The following is a 19,178-nucleotide window of genomic DNA, read 5'->3' as shown; positions in this document are numbered from 1 at the left end:
CGTGCCCGCGACCCGCAAGCCCGCCTACCTGGAGGACTTCGCCCCCTCCCGGGGCGCCCGCGCGCCCCGCGCCCGCTTCACCTCCGACGCCCCGACGCTGGACCTCAACGGCACGTGGCGCTTCCGTCTGCTCTCCGGGGCCCGCGCCGACACCGACGGGTTCGAGGCGCCCGACCACGACGACTCCGGATGGTCCGACCTGCCGGTGCCCGCCCACTGGCAGATGCACGGACACGGCGCCCCCGCCTACACGAACATCTCCTACCCCTTCCCGATCGACCCGCCGCACGTGCCCGACGACAACCCGACCGGCGACTACCGCCGCGTCTTCGACCTGCCCGGGGAGTGGCCCGAGGGGGCGGCGGTCCTGCGCTTCGACGGGGTCGACTCCTGCTTCCGGGCATGGCTCAACGGCACCGAACTGGGCTTCTCCACCGGGAGCCGCCTGGTCACCGAGTTCGACGTCGGCCACCTGCTGCGCCCCGGGCGCAACACCCTGGCGGTCCGCGTCCACCAGTGGTCGGCCGCCAGCTACCTGGAGGACCAGGACATGTGGTGGCTGTCGGGGATCTTCCGCGACGTCACCCTGCTGTCCCGCCCCTCCGACGGGATCGACACCCTCGCCGTGAACGCCGCCTACGACCACACCACCGGGACGGGCACCCTGCGCGTCGACGTGCGGGGGAGGGCCGACGCCCTGGTCAGCGTCCCCGAACTGGGCCTGGTGGACGCCGCGACCGGTGTGGACCACGAGGTCGGCGCGGTGGAACCGTGGACGGCCGAGGTGCCACGCCTCTACGACCTGGAGGTCCGTGCTCCCGGCGAGCGGGTCCGCACGCGCACGGGCTTCCGGACCGTGGAGGTGTCCGACGGGCTGCTGCGCGTGAACGGGCGCCCGCTGCTGCTGCGCGGGGTGAACCGGCACGAGTGGCACCCCGACCACGGTCGAGCCGTGCCGTGGGAGACCATGCGCGAGGACGTGCTGCTGATGAAGCGGCACAACGTCAACGCGGTGCGCACCAGCCACTACCCGCCCCACCCCGACTTCCTCGACCTGTGCGACGAGCTGGGCCTGTGGGTCGTGGACGAGTGCGACCTGGAGACCCACGGGTTCGAGGAGGTGGGGTGGCGCGGCAACCCCTCCGACGATCCGCGCTGGCGGGAGGCCTACCTCGACCGGATGCGCCGCACGGTCGAGCGCGACCGCAACCACCCCAGCGTCATCCTGTGGTCCCTGGGCAACGAGGCCGGAACCGGGCAGAACCTGGCGGCCATGGCGGAGTGGACGCGCGGGAGCGACCCCTCCCGGCCGGTCCACTACGAGGGCGACCGGGACAGCCCGTACGTGGACGTGTACTCGCGCATGTACGCGCCGCACGACGAGGTGGACGCCATCGGCAGGAGGGAGGAGGCGAAGACGGCCGACCCGGGGGCCGACGCCCACCGGCGCGGACTGCCCTTCATCCTGTGCGAGTACGGGCACGCCATGGGCACCGGTCCCGGCGGGCTGGAGGAGTACCAGCGGCTCTTCGAACGGCACGACCGCTGCCAGGGCGGGTTCGTCTGGGAGTGGATCGACCACGGGGTCCGCCGCAGGGAGCCGGACGGCACCGAGTGGTTCGCCTACGGCGGCGACTTCGGCGAGGTCCTGCACGACGGCAACTTCGTCGCGGACGGCCTGCTGCTGCCCGACCGCACGCCCAGCCCGGGGCTGGCCGCCTACGCCAGGACCATCGAACCCGTGCGCGTGGTCCCCGACCCCGAGGGCGGCGGCGTCCGTGTCACCAACACCTGGGACTTCCGGGACACCTCGGGTCTGGCCTTCGTGTGGCGGGTCGAGGAGGAGGGGGCGCTCCTGGGGGAGGGGGCCCTGGACGTGCCCGTGCTCGCCCCCGGAGAGACCGCCGACGTGCCGCTGCCCGCACCGCCCGAGGCGTCCGGGGCCGCCGGCTCCTCGGGGGAGACCTGGTTGACCGTGTCCGTCCGCCTGGCCGACGACCAGCCCTGGGCGCCGGCCGGACACGAACTGGCCTGGGGGCAGGCCAGGATCGGCGCTCCGAAGGACGGCCCGACGACGGCCGCCGCCTCCGCCGCCAGCGCTCCGGCGAAGCCGTCCGCCACCAGTGACGGGACCGTGCGGATCGGCCCGGGCCTGCTGGACGCGGAGACCGGCGCGCTGCTCTCCGTCGGCGGTCTGCGCGTGGACACGCCCGTGGTGGACCTGTGGCGCGTTCCGACCGACAACGACGTGGCCCGGCACGGGGTGTCCGTGGCGGTCCCGTGGCGTGAGCACGGCCTGGACCGCCTCACCGTGCGCCTGCTGTCCACCGGGTGGGAGGGCGACGCGTTCGTCGTCCGGACCAGGCTGGCCCCGGCCGCCGAGGATTTCGGCATGCGCGCCGCCCACCGGTGGAGTTCCGAAGGAGGGCGCCTGCTGCTGACCGTGGAGGCCGAGGCGGAGGGGGAGTGGCCCTGTCCGCTGCCGCGCTTCGGCGTGCGCATGGCCGTGCCCTCCTCCCTGGGCGAGGCGGAGTGGTTCGGGCGCGGACCCGGCGAGGCCTACCGGGACGTGTCCCAGGCCGCGAGGGTCGGCCGGTTCACCAGCACGGTCGACGGTCTCCAGACCCCCTACCTGCGTCCCCAGGAGAACGGCAACCGCGCGGACGCCCGGTGGCTCGTCCTGCGGGCCCCGGACGGAACGGGGCTGCGGGTGGAGGGTGATCCGGTGTTCGACTTCACCGCGCGCCGTTGGGACCCGGCGGCGCTCGACGCGGCCGACCACCCCCACGAGCTGGTGCCCGGTGACCGGATCCACCTGCACCTGGACGGGGCGCACCACGGTGTCGGCACGGCCTCATGCGGTCCCGGCGTGCTTCCCGGGCACGTCCTGACGGCCGGGAGCCACCGGCTGGGGCTCGCCTTCACCCCGGTCGGCTGACTCCTCGGGCGGCGGTCGCCGCGCGGAGGCGAGCTGGACCAGCACCACCGCCGCGACCGCCGCCAGGGCGCCCGCGCCCTGGACGGGGGTGAGGGTCTCCCCGAGCACCAGGAAGCCCAGGACCGCGGCGGTAAGCGGGCTGGCCAGGGACAGGAAGGACACGGCGACCGCGGGCAGGCGTTCCAGGCCCCGGAACCAGATCGCGTAGGCCAACAGGGCGCCGACCACGCCCAGGTAGGCGAACCCGAGGACGTTGGGCACGGTGACGCGGTCGGGCAGCCCCTCCACCAGCAGCGCCGCGGGGGTCAGGAGGAGCCCGCCCGCGGTCAGCTGCCAGCCGGTCATGGCCAGGACACCCACGCCGGGCGGGCGGCCCCACCGCTTGGTGAGCACGACCCCGGTCGCCATGGAGGCCGCGGCGGCCAGCCCGGCCAGCACCCCGACCGGGTTCAGCGCGGCCTCCGGACCCAGGACGAGCAGGGCCACGCCCGTCGCGCCGAGCAGGGTGGCCACGACGTGGACCGGGCGGATCCGGTCGCCGAGCAGAAGTGCGGCCAGCACCAGGACAAGCAGCGGCTGCACCGAGGTCACCAGGGCCGCCACGCCGCCGGGCAGCAGGTAGGCGGTGACGAAGAGCAGGTGGAGGAACACGCCGATGTTGAGCGTCCCCAGGACCGCGGCGCGCCACCACCACGTGCCCGAGGGCAGGGTCCGCGTCACGGCCAGCAGCACCAGTCCGGCGGGCAGGGCGCGCACGGCGGAGGCGAGCAGGGGGCGGTCGGGCGGCAGGAGTTCGGTGGTGACCAGGTAGGTGCTGCCCCACACGGCCGGGGCCAGGGCCGTGATCAGGGAGTCCAGGGCGAGGCGTCCGCGGCTCACACCAGTGTCCTTCCGTGTCGTTCGCCGAACACGACGTGCTCGCGTGACCGGCGTCCGGGATGGGCCCTGCGCTCGGCCGGGTGGCCGACGGAGAGCAGGAGGGCGACGGAGAGGTCGTCCCGGTGGTCGATGCCGATGACCTTCCCGACCTCGGCCTCGTCCCAGCCGTTCATGGGGGAGGTGCCCAGCCCCGCGTCGGCGGCGGCGAGCATCACGTAGGTCGCGGCGATCATGGCGTCCTTGACCGCGTACTCGCGGAGGAGCCCGCGCGCGGCCAGGTCGCCCTGGAAGTCGGCTCCGACGGTGGCGGTCGTGCGGGCGAAGTCGTCGTTCCACGCCCCGTTGCGCACGGCCGTCCCGCAGATCTCGTCCAGGGCCCCGCGCCAGGAGTCGTTCTCGGCGACGAAGACCAGGGTGACGGGCGCCTCGCGGATCTGGCGCTGGCCGTTCGCGGCGCGGGCGAGGGCCTCGCGGTTGTCGGGATCGCGGACCGCGACCACCGAGCGGGACTGGAAGTTCCAGCTGGAGGGGGCCTCCACGGCCATGTCCAGGAGTTCGTCGAGCAACGCGGCGGGGAGGGGGTCGGGGAGGAACCGGCGGACGCTGCGCCGGGAGCGGATGATCTCGGCCACGGGGAGGTGCCTGCTCATCGACAACGACCTTTCGATATCGAACATTTCGATGTCGAAAGATTAGGGCGGAGTGCTCCGGTCCGTCAAGGGGCCGGTGCGGAGACCGGTCGCCACGGGGAGACGGCGTGCCCTTCCGCGCGTGTGGCACCACGTGGTCGCCGCCCCGTACAGTGGTCCGCGTTCGTGCTCGTTCGGGAGGAAGCGGGAGGTGGGGTCGATGACCGCGTCCGAGGCCACCGTGTGCGGCGTCCGGGTCTCCCCCACGTCCCGGGCCGTGGCCTGACCTCGCCCCGACCGCCCCGCCGGGAGCGTGAGCCCGCGGGGCCCCTCCACGAACACCACTCCGGAACGGACTTCCGCCACCATGCGCGAACCCTGGATCACGCGCGCTGAGACCAGCGCCGACACCACCGCCATCCGCGACGTCAACCTCGCCGCGTTCGAGACCTCCGAGGAGGCCGACCTCGTCGACGCCCTGCGCGCCGACCCCTCCTGGATCGACGGGCTGTCCCTGGTCGCCGCCGACGCGAGCGNCCCGTCGGCCACGCGTTGCTGACCCGCTGCCACATCGACCGGACCCCGGCGCTGTGCCTGGGGCCGTGCGCGGTGCTGCCCGGGTACCAGCGGAGGGGGGCCGGTTCGGCCGCCATCCGCGCCGCCCTCGCCGCGGCCCGGGAGAAGGGCGAGTACTTCGTCGTCGTCCTGGGGCATCCGACCTACTACCCCAGGTTCGGCTTCACCCGTGCCTCCGTCCACGGCATCGGCCTGACCATCGACGTCCCGGACGAGGCCCTGATGGCCCTCGCCCTCGACAGCGGTCACCCGCTGCCCGGCGGAACCGTCCGCTACGCCGCGCCGTTCGGCATCTGATCCCCGTCGTTCCGGGGGCGCCGGTGGCGTCCCCGGAACGGCTCCCGTGTCGAACCCGCTCCGCACGGGTTGTGCCGGGGCCGCACGGCCGTGACGGCCGCCCCCCGTGGCCTGTGGGGCGCGCAGGTGCACACCCACCCGTCTACCCGAGTCGCGGCGGGTAGACATCGGCCCGCCTCGCCACGGCCGCGGTTTCGTGGAACACTCCCCGGGCGGCCGCTCCGGCCTCCTCCGGTTCCGCGCCGTGCGTCCGGACCGAGCCGGAGGCCCCCGCCGAGGGGGCGCCACCACCGTGCGGCGGACGTTCCCCGTGCCGTGTCCACGACGTGGATGCGGAACCACCCCGGCGAGGGGAACCGTCGGGACCCGCTCCACGGGACGCCCACCAGCCCCGTCGCCGGGCGGCCGGGAGCGCTGGCCGGTGCTGCGCCGTTATGATCACCGGATGAACGACGCCGTCGACGTTATCCTCAGCCAGTGGGCGCGTGCGCGCCCCGACCTGGACGCCTCCCCGATGGGGATCTTCGGACGGCTCACCCGGGGCACCCGGCTGCTGTCCCGGAGCGCGGCGGAGCGCCTGGCGGAGGAGGGGCTGGAACTCTGGGAGTTCGACGTGCTGGCCACCCTGCGCCGCGCGGGCCACCCCCGGCCACTGTCCGCCAAGGAACTGGTCTCCATGACCATGGTCGGCTCCGCCGCCATGACCCACCGGGTGGACCGGCTGGTCGGCCGTGGCCTGGTCACCCGCGAGGTCGACCCGGACAACCGGCGCCGCACCCTGGTGGGGCTCACCCCGGAGGGGCTGGCCCTGGTGGACCGGGCCGTGGAGGTACACGTCGCCAACGAGGCGCGTCTGCTCGGCGGCCTGGACGCCGGGGAGCGCGAGCAGCTGGCCGGGCTGATGCGCAAGCTGCTGCTCTCCCTGGACGACACCCTTCCGGAGGGTCCCCGGGGTTGACACCCGGACGCGGACGCCGTGGCCGGTGCCTCCCCGTCGCCGGAAACCCGGGGGAGGAGGGCTGTTCAGCAAACCGGTTTGCTGCTGCGATGGAGTTCCCGACCACGAAAGGGAGTTCCTTCCATGGCCGATGCGACCGGATCTGCCCCCGTTCGGCGCCCCTCGCGGATCGACCGGAAGGCGTTACGCGCCGATCTGCGGCGCCTCCTTCCCGACACCGCCGCCGCTCTGGCCGTCACTCTGGCGATCTTCGTCCTGCTCTACGCCCGCGTCGAGGCGGGCACCTCACAGACACTCATGGTCATGCCCGCCCTCGCCGACGCGGGTGAGTACTGGTTGTACTGGCTCTGCCAGGCCTTCGGCTGGTCCGGCCTGTTGTGGGCGTGGATCACCGTCATGCTGGGCCTGCTGCGCTCCACCGCGCCCGTTCCCGGGGCGCGGGTCTCCCATGCCCGCGTCGAACGCTGGCACCGCGTCACCAGCCTGACCACGATCGGGCTGATGTTCGCCCACGCGTTCGCGTTCTTCCTCGAACGCGTCCGGGGCGACGGGGAGGGGCCGGCCCTGGGTGAGCGCCTCCTCGCGGCGTTCGTCGAGGTCTTCGTGCCCGGAGGCTACTCCACGGGGACCGGCCAGGTGGCCGTCCTCATCGGACTGATCGCCCTCTACCTGGCGATCCCGCTCAGCCTCGCCTACTACGTCCGCTCCTGGACCGGAACGCGCGTGTGGCGGGCCCTGCACAGGTTCGTTCTCATCGTGTACGTGCTCAGCGTGTGGCACACCCTGCTCTACGGCACGAACGTGTGGTTCGACGGCTGGTTCCGCACAGCGGTGTGGGCACTCCAGCTGCCCGTGGCGCTCCTGCTGCTGTCCCGCCTGTTGGCGCCGCTGCGCGCCGACGAGCGGTTCGCCCTCCGCGACCTGGTGGGAGCGTCGCGTGCGCGGGCGCTGGCCAGGCTCGGGGCGCGCCTGGCCGCCGTGGCCGCCATCGTGGTCGTGCTCACCGTGACCGCCACCGGGCGTGACGGCGGCCGGACCCCCGGAGCGGAGACGGCGGAACCGATGGTCAGCACCGACATGCTCTGGGGAGGGGTGGCCGTCGTGCTCACGGCGATCGGCGCGGTCGTCCTCGCGTCCCGCGGCCCCGCCTCCGCCCGCGAACGGGAGTGAGGCGCCCGCACCCGGACGGGGAGGCACCGTGGCCGGTGCCTCCCCGTCGCCACCGGGGGGTGGTTCCTCGCTACTTCCCGGGCTTGTCGTTCCTGGTCAGGGCCTCCTTGGCCTTCTCCCCGGCCTGTTTGAGCTGTGAGGTCTTCTTCTTGGCCGCGCCCTCGGCCTGCCACTGCTCGTTGTCCGTGGCCTTGCCGAGACCCTCCTTGGCCCTGCCCCGGAGCTCCTCGGCCTTGTTCCCGGCCTGGTCGTCCTTGGACATGTCCGCCTCCCTTCGGGGTTCGGTCCTACTACCGGACCTGACCGCTCAGCGGGTTCCGGAACCCCATCCGAGGCAAAAAACAGACAGAAGACGCAGATGGCGGACCTCCGGGGCCTGTTCCTCGGAGCGGGCCCCGGTCCCCGGAGGGCGGTGGCGGGCGGCGCGGAGAACCCGCTAGGCGGTGTCTTTTCGGACCTCCGCTCCGCTTCGGTCCGTGTTCGGGCGCCCGGAGAACGGGAACCTTCGGCGCCTACGACGGGTTCGCTCGTTCCTCACGAACCCGTATCCGGCCCCTCCAGAACCCCGTGGGCGCCCGAACCGACCCCCACGAGCTGAGACCGGTCCAAAAGAACAGACCCTAGGCCCGCGGGGCGACCGTGGCCACCGAGGCGAACGGGGCGTGCGTGGTCACCCGGCCGCTGATGCCCTCGCGCACCATCGCCTTGGCCACCTCCGCGGCCCGGCCCACGCCACCGCCCTTGGCCAACTCGGCGGTGATCGCGGCGGCGAAGGTGCAGCCCGCGCCGCTCACCCGCGCGTCACCGATCTTGGGAGCGCTGAGGACGGTCGTCTCCTCCCCGTCGAAGTACACGTCCACCGCGTCCGGGCCGGGCAGCTCCGCGCCGCCCTTGACGATGACGTGCCGCGGGCCCAGCTCGTGGATGCGGCGGGCGGCCTCGACCAGGTCGTCCACCGTCTCGATGGCCTCCATCCCCGCGAGGGTGCGCGCCTCGAAGAGGTTGGGCGTGATCACGGTGGCGAGCGGCAGGATCCGCGCGGTGAGAGCCTTGTCGGTGTCCAGCGCGGCACCCGGCTCCTGCCCCTTGCAGATCAGCACGGGGTCCAGGACCACGTGCCGCCACGGCTGGCGCCGGAGCCCCTCGGCGACCACGTCGATGGTGTCCGGGGTGCCGAGCATGCCGAGCTTGACCACGTCCAGGTCGTGGCAGGAGGTCGCCGCCTCGATCTGGTCGGCGATGACCTCGGGCGCGACCGGAACGAAGCGGTGGCCCCAGTCGTGCTTCGGGTCGAAGGACACGATGCAGGTGATCGTCCCCATGCCGTAGACGCCGAGTTCCTGGAAGGCCTTGAGATCGGCCTGGATGCCAGCGCCGCCGGTGGCCTCCGACCCCGCGATCACGTACGCGCGGTTGGTCATCGGACAACACCCCCTTGTGTCGATGTGCTGTTGCGGGGCCCGCGTCCGGTCCGCGGATCCCCGAACAATTCCACCACAACGGACAGGTCGACCGTTCTCCCTGGTCGCGCCGGGCGTCACCGCCTGGCCGGATACGGTCAGGCGGCGCCACCAGCCTCGTCGCCCTCGTGGACGGCCTGACCATGCACCACCTCGTCACCGGCGGGGCCTTCTCCGGGGACGCGGTCCGCGCGGCACTCGCCACCCATGTCGACCGGCTCTTCCTGACTCCCGGGAGTTCGTGACCTCCGTGTTCCACGACCCAGGGAGAGCCGCATGACCAGCACGGACCCACGGACCGCCGACCCCTCGGCCGGACCCGGAGCCAGGCTCCCCCCGCTCGACGTCCTGCGCGGCGTCGCCATCATGGGCACCCTGGGCACCAACGTGTGGCTGTTCGCCGCACCGGGCGCCGAGGGCCACGTCCTGTACGCGACGGACGCCCTCTCCCCCATGGCGGCGTTCCTGGAGTCCCCCTCGGCGGCGACCCTGGCACAGGGGCTGTTCTCCCTCGCCGCCAACGGCAAGTTCCTGTCCCTGCTCACCCTGCCGTCCGGCGTGGGCCTGGCCGTCCAGTTCCGCTCCGCGGCCCGACGCGGCCAGCGCTGGCCCGGTCCCTACAGGTGGCGCGCGCTGTTCCTGTTCGCCGAGGGGCTCGTGCACTTCACGCTGGTCTTCGCCGCGGACGTGCTCATGGGGTACGCGGCGGCCTCGATCGTGGTGGCCTGGATCCTCACCCGCTCCGAGAGGACGCGGAACGCGGTCATGTGGGTGGCCGCCGCGCACGCGCCTCCGCCTGACGGCGCGGGGGTCCGCCCACCGGGTCGGACGGACCCCCGCCGTGTTCCGCTCCGTTCAGCCCTGTTCCCGCGTCCGCCACGCACCGACGAACCCCTCGTGGACGGGGCGAGGGCGGTGGGTGACCGACCGGGGCCGGGAGCGCCTTCCCGTCCGCCGACCGGACGCGGTTCAGGACGGGTAGGCGGGGGTGTGGGGCGCGCTCCACCGCGTGGGGGTGCCCTTGGCCTCGAAGAAGTCGCCGCCCTTGCGCAGGGTGTCGTCGGTGCCCCAGGACTCCTCCCGGCCGACCTCGCGCAGGTGCGGTATGTGCTTGCGGCAGTGGATGTAGGCCTCCTCCACATGCACCACGGTCCACATCAGCGCGCGCTGTCCGGGGACCTCGGGCTCGGGCAGGCCGCGGATGTGGCGCCGCAGCTCCACGTCCTCCAGCAGGGAGGCGCGGCCGTTGACGTGCAGCCCGATGCGTTCGCGCGTGAAGTCCAGGAACATCAGGCCCACGTGCGGGTTCTCCAGGATGTTGCCCACGCTGGCGAACACGCCGTTCCCCCGGAACTCGGGGTAGGTCAGGGTGTGCTCGTCGATCACGTGGACGAAGCCCGGGGGGCCGGCGCGGAAGCTGGAGTCGCACTCGCCCTGGCGGTCCGCGGTGGCGATGAACATCATCTCCTGGCGGGCGACGAACTCACGCATCCGCGGGTTCAGGTGGTCGAGCATCTGGTCGCGGTAGAAACGGTCGGCGCGCTCACGCGTACCGGTGATCTCCTGTACGCGGTGTTCGCCCGCGCTCCCGGGCGCGTGCCGTGGGGGCGCATGCCGTGGGGAGTTCTCGCGCATCACTGCCTCTCGGTGGGGCTGATGGGGCTGGTGTGACTCCGGGTGGCGGGGTGGGCCACAGCCGTGGAGTCAGGGGAAGGGCGGGGTGGAGGGCTGCGGGACCGGAGGTCAGCGTGTCGGGGTGCTGGCCGTCTCGGTCCGCTCGGCGGCCTCGGGATCCGGGTCCTGGGCCGCGTGGCGACTGCCGCGCGCCGGGGCGGCGGACTCGGGATCCTCCGCGCCGGCGAGCATGTTGGCGGTGATCCACTCGTAGACGTCGATCCACGCCGAGCTCATGGAGGAGGACCAGGTCGGCGAGACCTCACTGACCGCGCGCACCAGGGCGCGTCCCACGTAGGGGTAGTGCTCGGGTCTGACGCCGAGCGAGCGCTTGTGCTGGGCGCCCAACTGCCGCAGGTACCCGGCGACCTCCTCCGGTTCGTCGAGGTAACGGACGACCTCCAGCAGGGCGAAGGCCATGCGTTCCTTCTGGGTCCGCATGTTCTGGGGGAACATGTCCCGCACCGCGGGCGCCATGGCGAACAGGTTCTGGTAGAAGCGGTCGGCCAGGTGGGTGGAGCCGGGCGGTAATCCCGCGCACGACTGCCGGACCGCGTCGATGACGGCCGGGGCGGGGAGCGGAACCTCTTGGATGGAACGGGGAGACAAGGAGAGCCTCCAATCGGGTTACGGGGAGGAACGCCACCGGGAGGGTGTACGTACCCCTACTGTCACGGAGGGTGATCACGCTGGAGGTGGTGACGGGTGCGCACCCGGGAGCGGGTGACGTGTGTCGAACCGAGGCGTGGGACGGGTGTCAACTCACCGTGGGCACGGCGGCCTCTCTGAGGACGGGCGGCGCTGTCGGGCGACGGCCGGTCGCGTGTTCCCTGCCCCGGGCCTCTCTGGCGGGACCGTGTGCGCGGGCTGGGGCGAAGGGAGCGGCCGCGCCGCTCCTTCGGCAGTAGCGAGGTTGGCGGGAACCCTCATCGCTGCCTCATCTTTTCCGGATTCAGTACCCATCCGGGGGCCGGATGAGTACGAATGCCCTATGAGAGGGGGAGGCGAGATCGTTTCACTGGTCGCCTGCCCTCTTCCTTGCGGGTTCTGTCGCAATGTAACAGAAGTGTGGACAGATGCGAATGTTACCCTCCGGTAGCCAGTGGGGTCACGGTGCTACCAGGGGCTTCTGTTGTGCCCTCTGTTCTTCGCGCACCGTGGTGGCCCGTGTGCCGGCGCGCGAGGGTCACGCCGTTCGGCGGGGCGTGTCCACCGGTCGGTTGACAGCGTGATCCACCGATCCCGTGGCCGTTCGGGCGATCCGCGGACGGCTCCCCCCGGGCGATGCTCGGGACATGCCGATCATCGACGTCAGGAACCTGCACAAGCGCTACGGGGAGAAGGTCGTCGTCGACGACGTGTCCTTCTCCGTCGAGGAGGGGGAGATCTTCGGGATCCTCGGCTCCAACGGAGCCGGGAAGACCACCACGGTCGAGTGCGTCGCGGGGATGCGCCCCACCGACTCCGGCTCGATCTCCGTGTTCGGCCGGGACCCGAGGCGGGACCGGGACGAGGTCCGTGAACGCCTCGGCGTGCAGCTCCAGGAGGCGCGGCTGCCCGACCGGCTGAGGGTCGGGGAGGCCCTCGACCTCTACGCCTCGTTCTACCGCTCCTCGGCCGACACCGGTCAGCTCATGGAGAGGCTGGGGATCGCCGACAAGCGCGACACCCAGTACCGCAGGCTGTCCGGAGGGCAGAAGCAGAGGGTGTCCATCGCCCTGGCCCTCGTGGGCCGCCCCGAGGTGACCATCCTCGACGAGCTGACCACGGGCCTGGACCCGCAGGCTCGGCGGGACACCTGGGACCTCATCGAGGACGTGCGCGACTCCGGCGTCACGGTCGTGCTCGTCACGCACTTCATGGACGAGGCCGAGCGGCTCTGCGACCGGCTCGCGCTGATCGACGCGGGCCGCGTCGCCGCCCTGGACACCCCGTCCGGGCTCGTCACGCGGGCCAGCCCGGGGCAGCAGGTGACCTTCCGCGCGCCCCCGGAGTTCGACGAGCAGGTCCTCGCCGCGCGGCCCGAGGTGGCCTCCGTGCGACGCGGGGGGAGCCAGGTCCGGGTGACCGGTCAGGGCAACCTGCTCCACGCCGTGACCGCCGTCCTGGCCCGCGAGCACGTCATCGCCGAGGACCTGCGCGTCGAGCGCTCCAGCCTGGACGACGCGTTCGTCGCCCTGACCGGAAGGGCGCTCGAATCATGACCACCGGTACCGAGAGGAGAGCCCCCGTGTCCGCCCTGCTTCGCATCGCCGTGACCGAGGCCCGGCTGCTGACGCGCGAGCCCGTGGCGATCAGCGTCGGGATCCTGCTGCCCACCGTGCTCCTGCTGGGGCTCGGCGCCCTGCCGACGCTGCGGGAGCCCTCCCCGGAGTTCGGCGGCCTGCGCTTCGTCGACACCTGGGCTCCCATGGCCCTGATCCTGGGCATGGGAATCCTGTGCGTCCAGCACCTGCCGTCCGTCCTGGCCGCCTACCGGGAGAGGGGCGTGCTGCGCCGGATGTCGACCACCCCGGTACACCCCGGAATGCTCCTGACCGCGCAGATCGCCGTGGTGTTCGCGGCGGCGGCCGTCTCCGCCGCGCTCCTGGTGCTGTCCTCCTGGCTGGTCCTGGACGTCGAACCGCCGAGCCAACCGCTGCTGTTCACCGCCGCGTTCGCCGTCGGCACCGTCTCGCTCATCGCGCTGGGGGTCCTGGTCGCCGCCCTGGCGCCCAGCACGGGCGCGGCCAACGGCCTGTCGATGACCCTGTACATGCTGGTGCTGTTCTTGGGCGGGGTCTTCCTGCCCCGGCACGTCCTGCCCGACTTCCTGGTGCGCATGGGGGAGTTCTCGCCCCCCGGTGCGCAGCTCCTGCTGGAGAGCTGGTCCGGGAGCGTCGGGGACGCGGGGCTCCCACAGCTCGTCCAACTGGCGATAATGGCGGGTGTCGCCGTGGTGGCCGCCTCGCTGGCGGCCAGGACGTTCCGATGGGAGTGAGCGGCGGATGAGCCGACGGAGCACCGGGGTGGACACCACCCGGGACTGGGACCGGTGGTGGGACGGGTTCATCGCCGTCGTCCCCTGGGCCCTGCTGCTGCCCTCGGCGGCGCTGGTCCTCCTGTCCCAGCCCGTGTCGGACTGGACCGAGCACGCGGTCACCGTCGGCCTGACCGGGTTCACCGCCGCCTGGGTGCTCCTCGGGTACGTATCGCCGTGGAAGGACGGCCGCCCGCTGTTCTCCGGGGTCCACTTCGCGGGGCTTCTCGCGCTGGCCTCGGCGTTGATGGCGCACGACGGCCTGTTCCTGATGTTCACGATCTCGCTGTTCTTCCGGGCCATGGTGCTGCCCCGGCGGCTGACCTTCTTCGGGATCGCGGGCACCTCGATCGCGCTGTACACGACCACCATGGGGTTTCCCGGGACGAACACGGAGATGCCGCTCCTGGAACACCTGTTCATCTACGTCGGCACGGTCACCATCCAGACCGTGGCCGTCGGCGGAGGGCTCGTGATCGCGTCCAAGACCGCCGAACAGCACCGGGAGCGCCGGGTGGTGGTGGCCAGGTTGGAGGCGGCCCTGGAGGAGAACGCCGGGCTGCACGCGCAACTGCTCACCCAGGCCCGGGAGGCCGGGGTGCTGGACGAGCGCCAGCGGATGGCGCGGGAGATCCACGACACCCTGGCCCAGGGGCTCACCGGGATCGTGACGCAGATCCAGGCGGCGCAGCGGGTGTGGGAGACCCCCGGGGCGGCGCGCCCGCACGTGGACCGCTCGCTCGACCTGGCGCGGGAGAGCCTGACCGAGGCGCGGCGCTCCGTGCAGGCCCTGCGCCCCCGGCAGCTGGCGGAGAGCCAGCTGCCCGAGGCCCTCAACGAACTCACCCGCCGCTGGGCGGAGGAGCACGGCGTCCGCCCCGAACTCGACGTCACCGGTGAACGCGTCGCCCTGAGCCCGGCGATCGAGGTGGCCCTCTTCCGTGTGGCCCAGGAGGCGCTCACCAACGTCGCCAGGCACGCCGACGCCTCGCGCGTGGGCGTGACCCTGTCCTACCTGGACGACGTCGTCCTGCTCGACGTGCGCGACGACGGCAGGGGCATCACGGGACACAACCAGCACGGGTTCGGGCTCAGGAGCATGCGCCAGCGCATTCGCGGGATCGGAGGAACGGTGGAGATCGAGAGCGACGAGGGCGAGGGTACCGCCATCAGCGCCACGGTGCCCGCGATCCCGGTGGAGGCGGCGTGATCCGGGTCCTGATCGCCGACGACCATCCCGTCGTGCGCGACGGCCTGCGCGGCGCCTTCACCGCGCAGGACGACATCGAGGTGGTCGGTGAGGCGTCCAACGGCCGCGAGGCGGTCGAACGGGTCGGGCGGTTGGCCGTCGACGTGGTGCTGATGGACCTGCGCATGCCGGTCCTCTCCGGCGTCGAGGCGATCGCCGCACTGGCCCGCTCGTGGCCGGACGTGCGCGTCCTCGTCCTCACCACCTTCGACAGCGAGGGCGACGTGCTCCCGGCGATCGAGGCGGGGGCCACCGGTTACCTGCTCAAGGACGCCTCGCCGGACGAACTGCTGCGCGGGGTGCGCGCGGTGTACCGGGGGGAGTCCGTCCTGGCGCCGACGGCGGTCAGGCACCTGATCGGGCAGGTCCGCAGACCCGTCGGCCAGAACCCGAGCGACCGGGAGCTGGAGGTCCTGCGGCTCGTCGCCGACGGCGCGTCCAACCGGACCGCCGCGGCGCGGCTGTTCATCAGCGAGGCGAGCATCAAGACCCACCTCCAGCGCGTGTACGACAAACTCGGCGTGCGTGACCGTGCCGCCGCGGTCGCCGAGGCCTACCGCCGCGGTCTCCTTGACTGAGGAGGAGGGAGCGAACCCTGTGCCATGTGCGACGAAGCCGGGTAGGTGTTCACCGAACCGTCCGGGAGGCGCACGACATGGACATGGCACGGATCAGCGCTCTCAGCGCGGCCCTTCCGCCCACCTCCCTGGAGCAGCGGGAGCTCGCCGGGCTGCTGCCCTCCGGGCACCCCGGCCGGGAGGTCCTGCACAGGATCGTGGCGGGTTCGGGCATCGCCAGGCGCCGCATGGCCGTCGACCCGCGCGTCGAGGACGTGTCCCGCTGGTCCACCGCCGTCCGCATGCGCCGTTTCCAGGAGGAGGGGCTGCCCCTGGCCCGAAGGGCGGTCGCGGACGCACTCTCCGAGGCGGGGGTCGCCCCGGACGGGGTCGGCATGCTGTGCCTGGTCTCCTCGACCGGTTACGGGACGCCGGGTGTCGACTCCCGCCTGGTGCGCGACCTGGGGATGAGCCAGTCCACGCAGCGGTTGGCCGTCGGCCACATGGGGTGCTTCGCGGCGCTCCCGGGCCTGGCGGCGTGCGTCGACTTCGTCGCGTGCCACCGGAGACCGGCCGTGCTGCTCAACCTCGAACTGTCCTCCCTGCACGTGCAACCCCCGCCCTGGGACACGGAGCAGTTCGTCATCAACTCCCTGTTCGGTGACGCCGCGGTTGCCATGGTCGTGGAACACGGCGGTGGGCGCCCGGGCCCGGTCGTACTGGACCGGGCCTCCCACACCGCCCACGAGTACGAGGAGCACATGACGTGGGAGGTGGGCGACGAGGGTTTCCGCATGGGCCTCTCCGCCAAGATCCCCGACCTGATCGCCGCGCGGCTCCCCGACCTGGTCGACGACCTGCTCCGGCCGCACGGACTGGCGTCGCGGGACGTCGGCTGGTGGGCGGTCCACCCGGGGGGACGGCGGATCATCGACGCCGCCGAGGAGTGCCTCGCGCTTCCGCCGGAGGCGACCGCGGCCTCGCGCCGTGTCCTGGAGGAGTACGGGAACTGCTCCTCGGCCGGTCTCCCCCTGGTCATGGCCGAACGCCAGAGGGCCGACCCGCTGCCGCCGGGGCGGCACGGCGTCGCCATGACGTTCGGTCCCGGCCTGACCCTCTACACCGCCCTCCTGCGGGGAACGTGACCGGAAGGGGACCCATGCCCGACGAGCCGCGTCTGCGCCGTCTGCTCGACCGCGCGGACATCCACGACCTGTTGGCCCGGTTCGTCCACTGCCTCGACCGGCGCGACTTCACCGGTTACGCCGCCCTGTTCACCGAGGACGGGACGCTGCGCCTTCCGGGTTCGGAGCACCGGGGGCGCGCGGGGCTCGCGGAGTTCGTGGCGGCCGACCTGGGCCGCTACCACCGCACCCACCACATGAGCACCAACCATGAGGTGGAGGTCGACGGTGACACCGCCACCTCCAGGTCCAGCATGCGCGCCGTTCACCTCAGGAGCGCCGACGACCCCACCGACTGGTGGTCGGTCGGCGGTCGCTACGAGCACGCGTACCGGCGGGTGGGCGGGACGTGGCTGATCCACACGGTCGACATCACACCGGTCTGGATCGGTGAGGGGCCCTGACCCGGGCGGCGGGCGAGGGCCCCGGCTCAGGCGGTGACGGCCTCGACGAGGCTGTAGGGGGAAGCCGTCGGGATGACGCGTTCCAGGCGCAGACCGGCCCGTGACAGCAGGTCGGCGAGCTCCCGCTCGGAGCGTTCCCGCCCGCCGGAGACCACGAGCATGGCCAGGTCCATGGACTTTCCGGGGTGTTCGCTGTCGTCCTCGGGCAGCATCGACTCGACGGCCAGCAGGCGCGAACGCGGCTTCATGGCCCGTCGGCAACTGCGCAGGATCTCGACGGCGCGTTCGTCGGACCAGTTGTGCAGGATCCACTTCAGCACGTAGAGGTCGCCGTCCCCGGGCACCCCCTCGAAGAAGTCCCCGCTCACGGTGGAGCAGCGGTCGGCCAGCCCCTCGGCCCGGAGCCTCTCGGCGGCGACCTCGACCACACGGGGGGTGTCCAGCACCACCCCGGTGACGTCCGGGTGCCGTCGCAGGAGGGCGCTCATGAAGGTGCCGCTTCCGCCCCCGACGTCGACGACCAGGCGCGTGTCCGAGAGGTCGTAGGCATCGAGCACGACGGGCGCCGTGATGCGGGTCAGGTCGTCCATCGCCCGGTCGAACACCTGCCCCTCCTCGGGGTGGTGTTCGAGGTAGTCGTAGAAGTCCTCGCCGGTCACGGTGGGGAAGGTGGGCTCCCCGGTCCGCAGGCTGTGCTCGACTCCTCCGAAGATCAGTGGAGCCACGGTCGAGTCCATGACCAGCACGGACCGCACGGTGGCCGGGTGGTCGGAGCGCAGCGGGCCGCCCATGCGGGTGAGGCCGAAGACGCCGGGTCCGCTCTCCTGGAAGACTCCGCGCGATGCCAGAAGGCGCAACAGCCGGTGGAGCGCGTCGGGGTCGACCCCCGTCTCCTCGGCGAGGTCACCGCACGGGCGGGGCCCCTCGGTGAGGAGGTCGGCCACCCCCAGCTCCGCGGCGATCTGGAGCGCCCTCGCGTGGATGAGCTGGTCGGCCAGTCCGAGCAGGGCGTAGGCCTGATCCGTGTCACGTGGCTCACTGTTCACGGGCCCCACCCTAGGAACTGGAGGACCAACCTTCCGGCAGGTTCGGTACGCGGCGTGTCCGGGCGGACACGGTCCCGGTGCCCGCCGTCTCCGTTCGGCCCGCTGAGCGGGTGCCGCGGTCGGAGGAGGGCGCGTCAGCCCGGGCGTGGCTTCGGGTTCGGGTTCGGCGGCGTCGGTGCCGATTCCGGGGAGGGACTCCTCGTCCCGCTCCGGTCCGCGCACGACCCCGAGGAAGGGGTGATGGCCGCGTCCGGGGCGTCGAGTGGTGGACGGGTGCCGCGGGCGGGTGACGCGGGTCACTCCCGGAAGGGTGAACCCGTGCGGAGGCCGGGTGCTACGTACTCCTCGACCGCGAGTTCCGAGTCCGAGGAGACCTCATGACAGCCGCCGCACCCGACGCGGGAGCAGGGGCACATCGCCGTGACGCCCCCTCCCTCCTGACGGTCGCCGCCGTCGAACTGGCCCGGACGCGGCGCGGTTTCCCGCTCTGGTTCACCCTCGGGCTCCCGTGCGCTCTGGTGCTCCCCCTGGGCCTGATCTCGTTCGCCTCGCCCGAGGGCCAGGCCGGGCAGGTGTGGGGCGTCTGGTCCGGCGTCGTCGCGATGTTCTGGGGCGTCTCGCTGCCGATGGTCAGCGCCCTCTACGCGTCGACGGCCGCGCGCCAGGACGAGGGGGCCCGGGCGGTGCTCTACGGCTACGCCGTACCCCGGCACCGCTTCCTCCTCGGCCGGTTCGCGGCCCTGGCCGTCCTCGGGCTCTGCCAGGCCGTCCTGCTGACGGTGTTGTTCGTGCCGATGGGAGTGGTACTGGAGGGGCCGCACGTCGTCGGTGCGACCGCGCTGTCGGTCCTGCTGCCCTGGGCGGCGTCCCTGGGCGCGTTGGCGCTGTGCCTGCTGGTCGCCGAGGAGTGGGGGTTCGCGCCCACCGTCTGCCTCGGTGTCCTGGGGTCGATGTTCGGTGCCCTGCTCGCCGACAAGGACGTGTGGTGGGCCGTCCCGCTGGGCTGGCCCATGACCGTGGTCGTTCCCCTCGTCGACGTCCACGCCAGCGGGGTCCCGCTGCCCGAGGGGCATCCGCTCGCCGACGCCGGGAACGTCCCGGTCGTCGTCGCCCTGTCCCTGGGGCTCGGCGCCGTGCT

The 19,178-nt window shown here is 72.6% G+C and carries 18 protein-coding genes and 2 pseudogenes; 13 read left to right on the top strand and 7 right to left on the bottom strand.

Annotated elements, in window-relative coordinates; all coding sequences use genetic code 11:
* Position 1 precedes the first annotated feature (1 nt).
* On the top strand, positions 2-2,938 hold the full coding sequence (locus tag D455_RS0103725) for a glycoside hydrolase family 2 TIM barrel-domain containing protein (RefSeq protein WP_017569427.1): 2,937 nt from the start codon (positions 2-4) through the stop codon (positions 2,936-2,938).
* Here the strand turns inward: D455_RS0103725 and D455_RS0103720 are convergent.
* Together D455_RS0103720 and D455_RS0103715 are read right to left on the bottom strand one after the other, a co-directional pair.
* Entirely contained in the window at positions 2,855-3,817 is a 963-nt protein-coding gene (locus D455_RS0103720; RefSeq protein ID WP_017569426.1) for an EamA family transporter, read from the bottom strand. The genes D455_RS0103725 and D455_RS0103720 overlap by 84 nt on opposite strands.
* Entirely contained in the window at positions 3,814-4,467 is a 654-nt protein-coding gene (locus tag D455_RS0103715; protein WP_017569425.1) for a nitroreductase family protein, read from the bottom strand. Before D455_RS0103715 ends, D455_RS0103720 begins: the two co-directional genes overlap by 4 nt.
* Before the next feature lie 346 nt (positions 4,468-4,813).
* On the opposite strand from D455_RS0103715, the pseudogene D455_RS29090 reads away from it, so the two are divergent.
* The 3 genes and pseudogenes from D455_RS29090 to D455_RS0103695 all read left to right on the top strand — a co-directional run bounded on the left by D455_RS29090 (position 4,814) and on the right by D455_RS0103695 (position 7,447).
* Positions 4,814-5,319 (top strand): annotated as a pseudogene (locus D455_RS29090) (GNAT family N-acetyltransferase).
* Positions 5,320-5,764: 445 nt separating this feature from the next.
* Positions 5,765-6,277, top strand: coding sequence for a MarR family winged helix-turn-helix transcriptional regulator (locus tag D455_RS0103700; protein ID WP_017569423.1), 513 nt, complete (start codon positions 5,765-5,767; stop codon positions 6,275-6,277).
* A gap of 123 nt (positions 6,278-6,400) precedes the next feature.
* Positions 6,401-7,447: a ferric reductase-like transmembrane domain-containing protein gene (locus D455_RS0103695; protein ID WP_017569422.1), complete on the top strand. Its 1,047-nt coding sequence runs from the start codon at positions 6,401-6,403 to the stop codon at positions 7,445-7,447.
* Positions 7,448-7,517: 70 nt separating this feature from the next.
* On the opposite strand, the gene D455_RS0103690 is transcribed toward D455_RS0103695, so the two are convergent.
* Positions 7,518-7,709 (bottom strand): CsbD family protein, encoded by a 192-nt coding sequence (locus D455_RS0103690; protein ID WP_017569421.1) that lies wholly within the window; start codon positions 7,707-7,709, stop codon positions 7,518-7,520.
* Positions 7,710-8,067: 358 nt separating this feature from the next.
* On the bottom strand, positions 8,068-8,868 hold the full coding sequence (gene thiD / locus D455_RS0103685) for a bifunctional hydroxymethylpyrimidine kinase/phosphomethylpyrimidine kinase (RefSeq protein ID WP_017569420.1): 801 nt from the start codon (positions 8,866-8,868) through the stop codon (positions 8,068-8,070).
* 14 nt (positions 8,869-8,882) lie between these two features.
* Between thiD and D455_RS35800 the strand changes: the two genes are divergently transcribed.
* The gene (locus D455_RS35800; protein ID WP_275040872.1) at positions 8,883-9,152 is read left to right on the top strand and encodes a TetR family transcriptional regulator C-terminal domain-containing protein; all 270 of its coding nucleotides are present in this window, start codon (positions 8,883-8,885) and stop codon (positions 9,150-9,152) included.
* Between the two features lie 31 nt (positions 9,153-9,183).
* A pseudogene (locus tag D455_RS35065) lies at positions 9,184-9,720 on the top strand (DUF418 domain-containing protein); the annotation flags it as partial.
* A gap of 156 nt (positions 9,721-9,876) precedes the next feature.
* Here the strand turns inward: D455_RS35065 and D455_RS0103670 are convergent.
* Together D455_RS0103670 and D455_RS0103665 are read right to left on the bottom strand one after the other, a co-directional pair.
* Complete coding sequence (locus D455_RS0103670; protein WP_017569417.1) at positions 9,877-10,542, bottom strand: pyridoxamine 5'-phosphate oxidase family protein; 666 nt, start codon at positions 10,540-10,542, stop codon at positions 9,877-9,879.
* Positions 10,543-10,650: 108 nt separating this feature from the next.
* A complete protein-coding gene (locus D455_RS0103665) occupies positions 10,651-11,190 on the bottom strand; it encodes a globin domain-containing protein (protein WP_017569416.1) in 540 nt (179 codons plus the stop codon).
* A 686-nt stretch (positions 11,191-11,876) separates the two neighbouring features.
* Here D455_RS0103665 and D455_RS0103660 point away from each other — a divergent pair.
* From D455_RS0103660 to D455_RS0103635, 6 genes are all read left to right on the top strand, one after another.
* A complete protein-coding gene (locus D455_RS0103660; protein ID WP_017569415.1) occupies positions 11,877-12,785 on the top strand; it encodes an ABC transporter ATP-binding protein in 909 nt (302 codons plus the stop codon).
* 26 nt (positions 12,786-12,811) lie between these two features.
* A complete protein-coding gene (locus D455_RS0103655) occupies positions 12,812-13,561 on the top strand; it encodes an ABC transporter permease (protein WP_026122282.1) in 750 nt (249 codons plus the stop codon).
* Positions 13,562-13,568: 7 nt separating this feature from the next.
* A complete protein-coding gene (locus tag D455_RS0103650) occupies positions 13,569-14,810 on the top strand; it encodes a sensor histidine kinase (RefSeq protein ID WP_026122281.1) in 1,242 nt (413 codons plus the stop codon).
* Positions 14,807-15,427, top strand: a complete 621-nt coding sequence (locus D455_RS0103645; RefSeq protein WP_017569412.1) for a response regulator transcription factor — start codon at positions 14,807-14,809, stop codon at positions 15,425-15,427. The genes D455_RS0103650 and D455_RS0103645 overlap by 4 nt, the downstream gene beginning before the upstream one ends.
* A gap of 77 nt (positions 15,428-15,504) precedes the next feature.
* Positions 15,505-16,551, top strand: a complete 1,047-nt coding sequence (locus D455_RS0103640; protein WP_017569411.1) for a type III polyketide synthase — start codon at positions 15,505-15,507, stop codon at positions 16,549-16,551.
* 14 nt (positions 16,552-16,565) lie between these two features.
* Positions 16,566-16,994: a nuclear transport factor 2 family protein gene (locus tag D455_RS0103635; protein ID WP_017569410.1), complete on the top strand. Its 429-nt coding sequence runs from the start codon at positions 16,566-16,568 to the stop codon at positions 16,992-16,994.
* A 26-nt stretch (positions 16,995-17,020) separates the two neighbouring features.
* Here D455_RS0103635 and D455_RS0103630 read toward each other — a convergent pair whose 3' ends face one another.
* Complete coding sequence (locus D455_RS0103630) at positions 17,021-18,040, bottom strand: methyltransferase (RefSeq protein ID WP_017569409.1); 1,020 nt, start codon at positions 18,038-18,040, stop codon at positions 17,021-17,023.
* Positions 18,041-18,417: 377 nt separating this feature from the next.
* Here D455_RS0103630 and D455_RS29085 point away from each other — a divergent pair.
* Positions 18,418-19,178, top strand: a 761-nt coding sequence (locus tag D455_RS29085) for an ABC-2 family transporter permease (protein ID WP_017569408.1), incomplete at its 3' end; no start/stop codon positions are given.

The sequence above is a fragment of the Nocardiopsis halotolerans DSM 44410 genome (assembly GCF_000341065.1).
Lineage (GTDB): Bacteria > Actinomycetota > Actinomycetes > Streptosporangiales > Streptosporangiaceae > Nocardiopsis > Nocardiopsis halotolerans.
This window is presented reverse-complemented; position numbering and strand designations above follow the sequence as displayed.

Coding starts and splice junctions, on each gene's coding strand:
- thiD (WP_017569420.1), bottom strand. CDS start 8,868: ATGACCAACCGCGCGTACGTGATCGCGGGGTCGGAGGCCACCGGCGGC.
- D455_RS0103640 (WP_017569411.1), top strand. CDS start 15,505: ATGGACATGGCACGGATCAGCGCTCTCAGCGCGGCCCTTCCGCCCACC.
- D455_RS0103715 (WP_017569425.1), bottom strand. CDS start 4,467: ATGAGCAGGCACCTCCCCGTGGCCGAGATCATCCGCTCCCGGCGCAGC.
- D455_RS0103660 (WP_017569415.1), top strand. CDS start 11,877: ATGCCGATCATCGACGTCAGGAACCTGCACAAGCGCTACGGGGAGAAG.
- D455_RS0103650 (WP_026122281.1), top strand. CDS start 13,569: ATGAGCCGACGGAGCACCGGGGTGGACACCACCCGGGACTGGGACCGG.
- D455_RS0103635 (WP_017569410.1), top strand. CDS start 16,566: ATGCCCGACGAGCCGCGTCTGCGCCGTCTGCTCGACCGCGCGGACATC.
- D455_RS0103690 (WP_017569421.1), bottom strand. CDS start 7,709: ATGTCCAAGGACGACCAGGCCGGGAACAAGGCCGAGGAGCTCCGGGGC.
- D455_RS0103670 (WP_017569417.1), bottom strand. CDS start 10,542: ATGCGCGAGAACTCCCCACGGCATGCGCCCCCACGGCACGCGCCCGGG.
- D455_RS0103700 (WP_017569423.1), top strand. CDS start 5,765: ATGAACGACGCCGTCGACGTTATCCTCAGCCAGTGGGCGCGTGCGCGC.
- D455_RS0103695 (WP_017569422.1), top strand. CDS start 6,401: ATGGCCGATGCGACCGGATCTGCCCCCGTTCGGCGCCCCTCGCGGATC.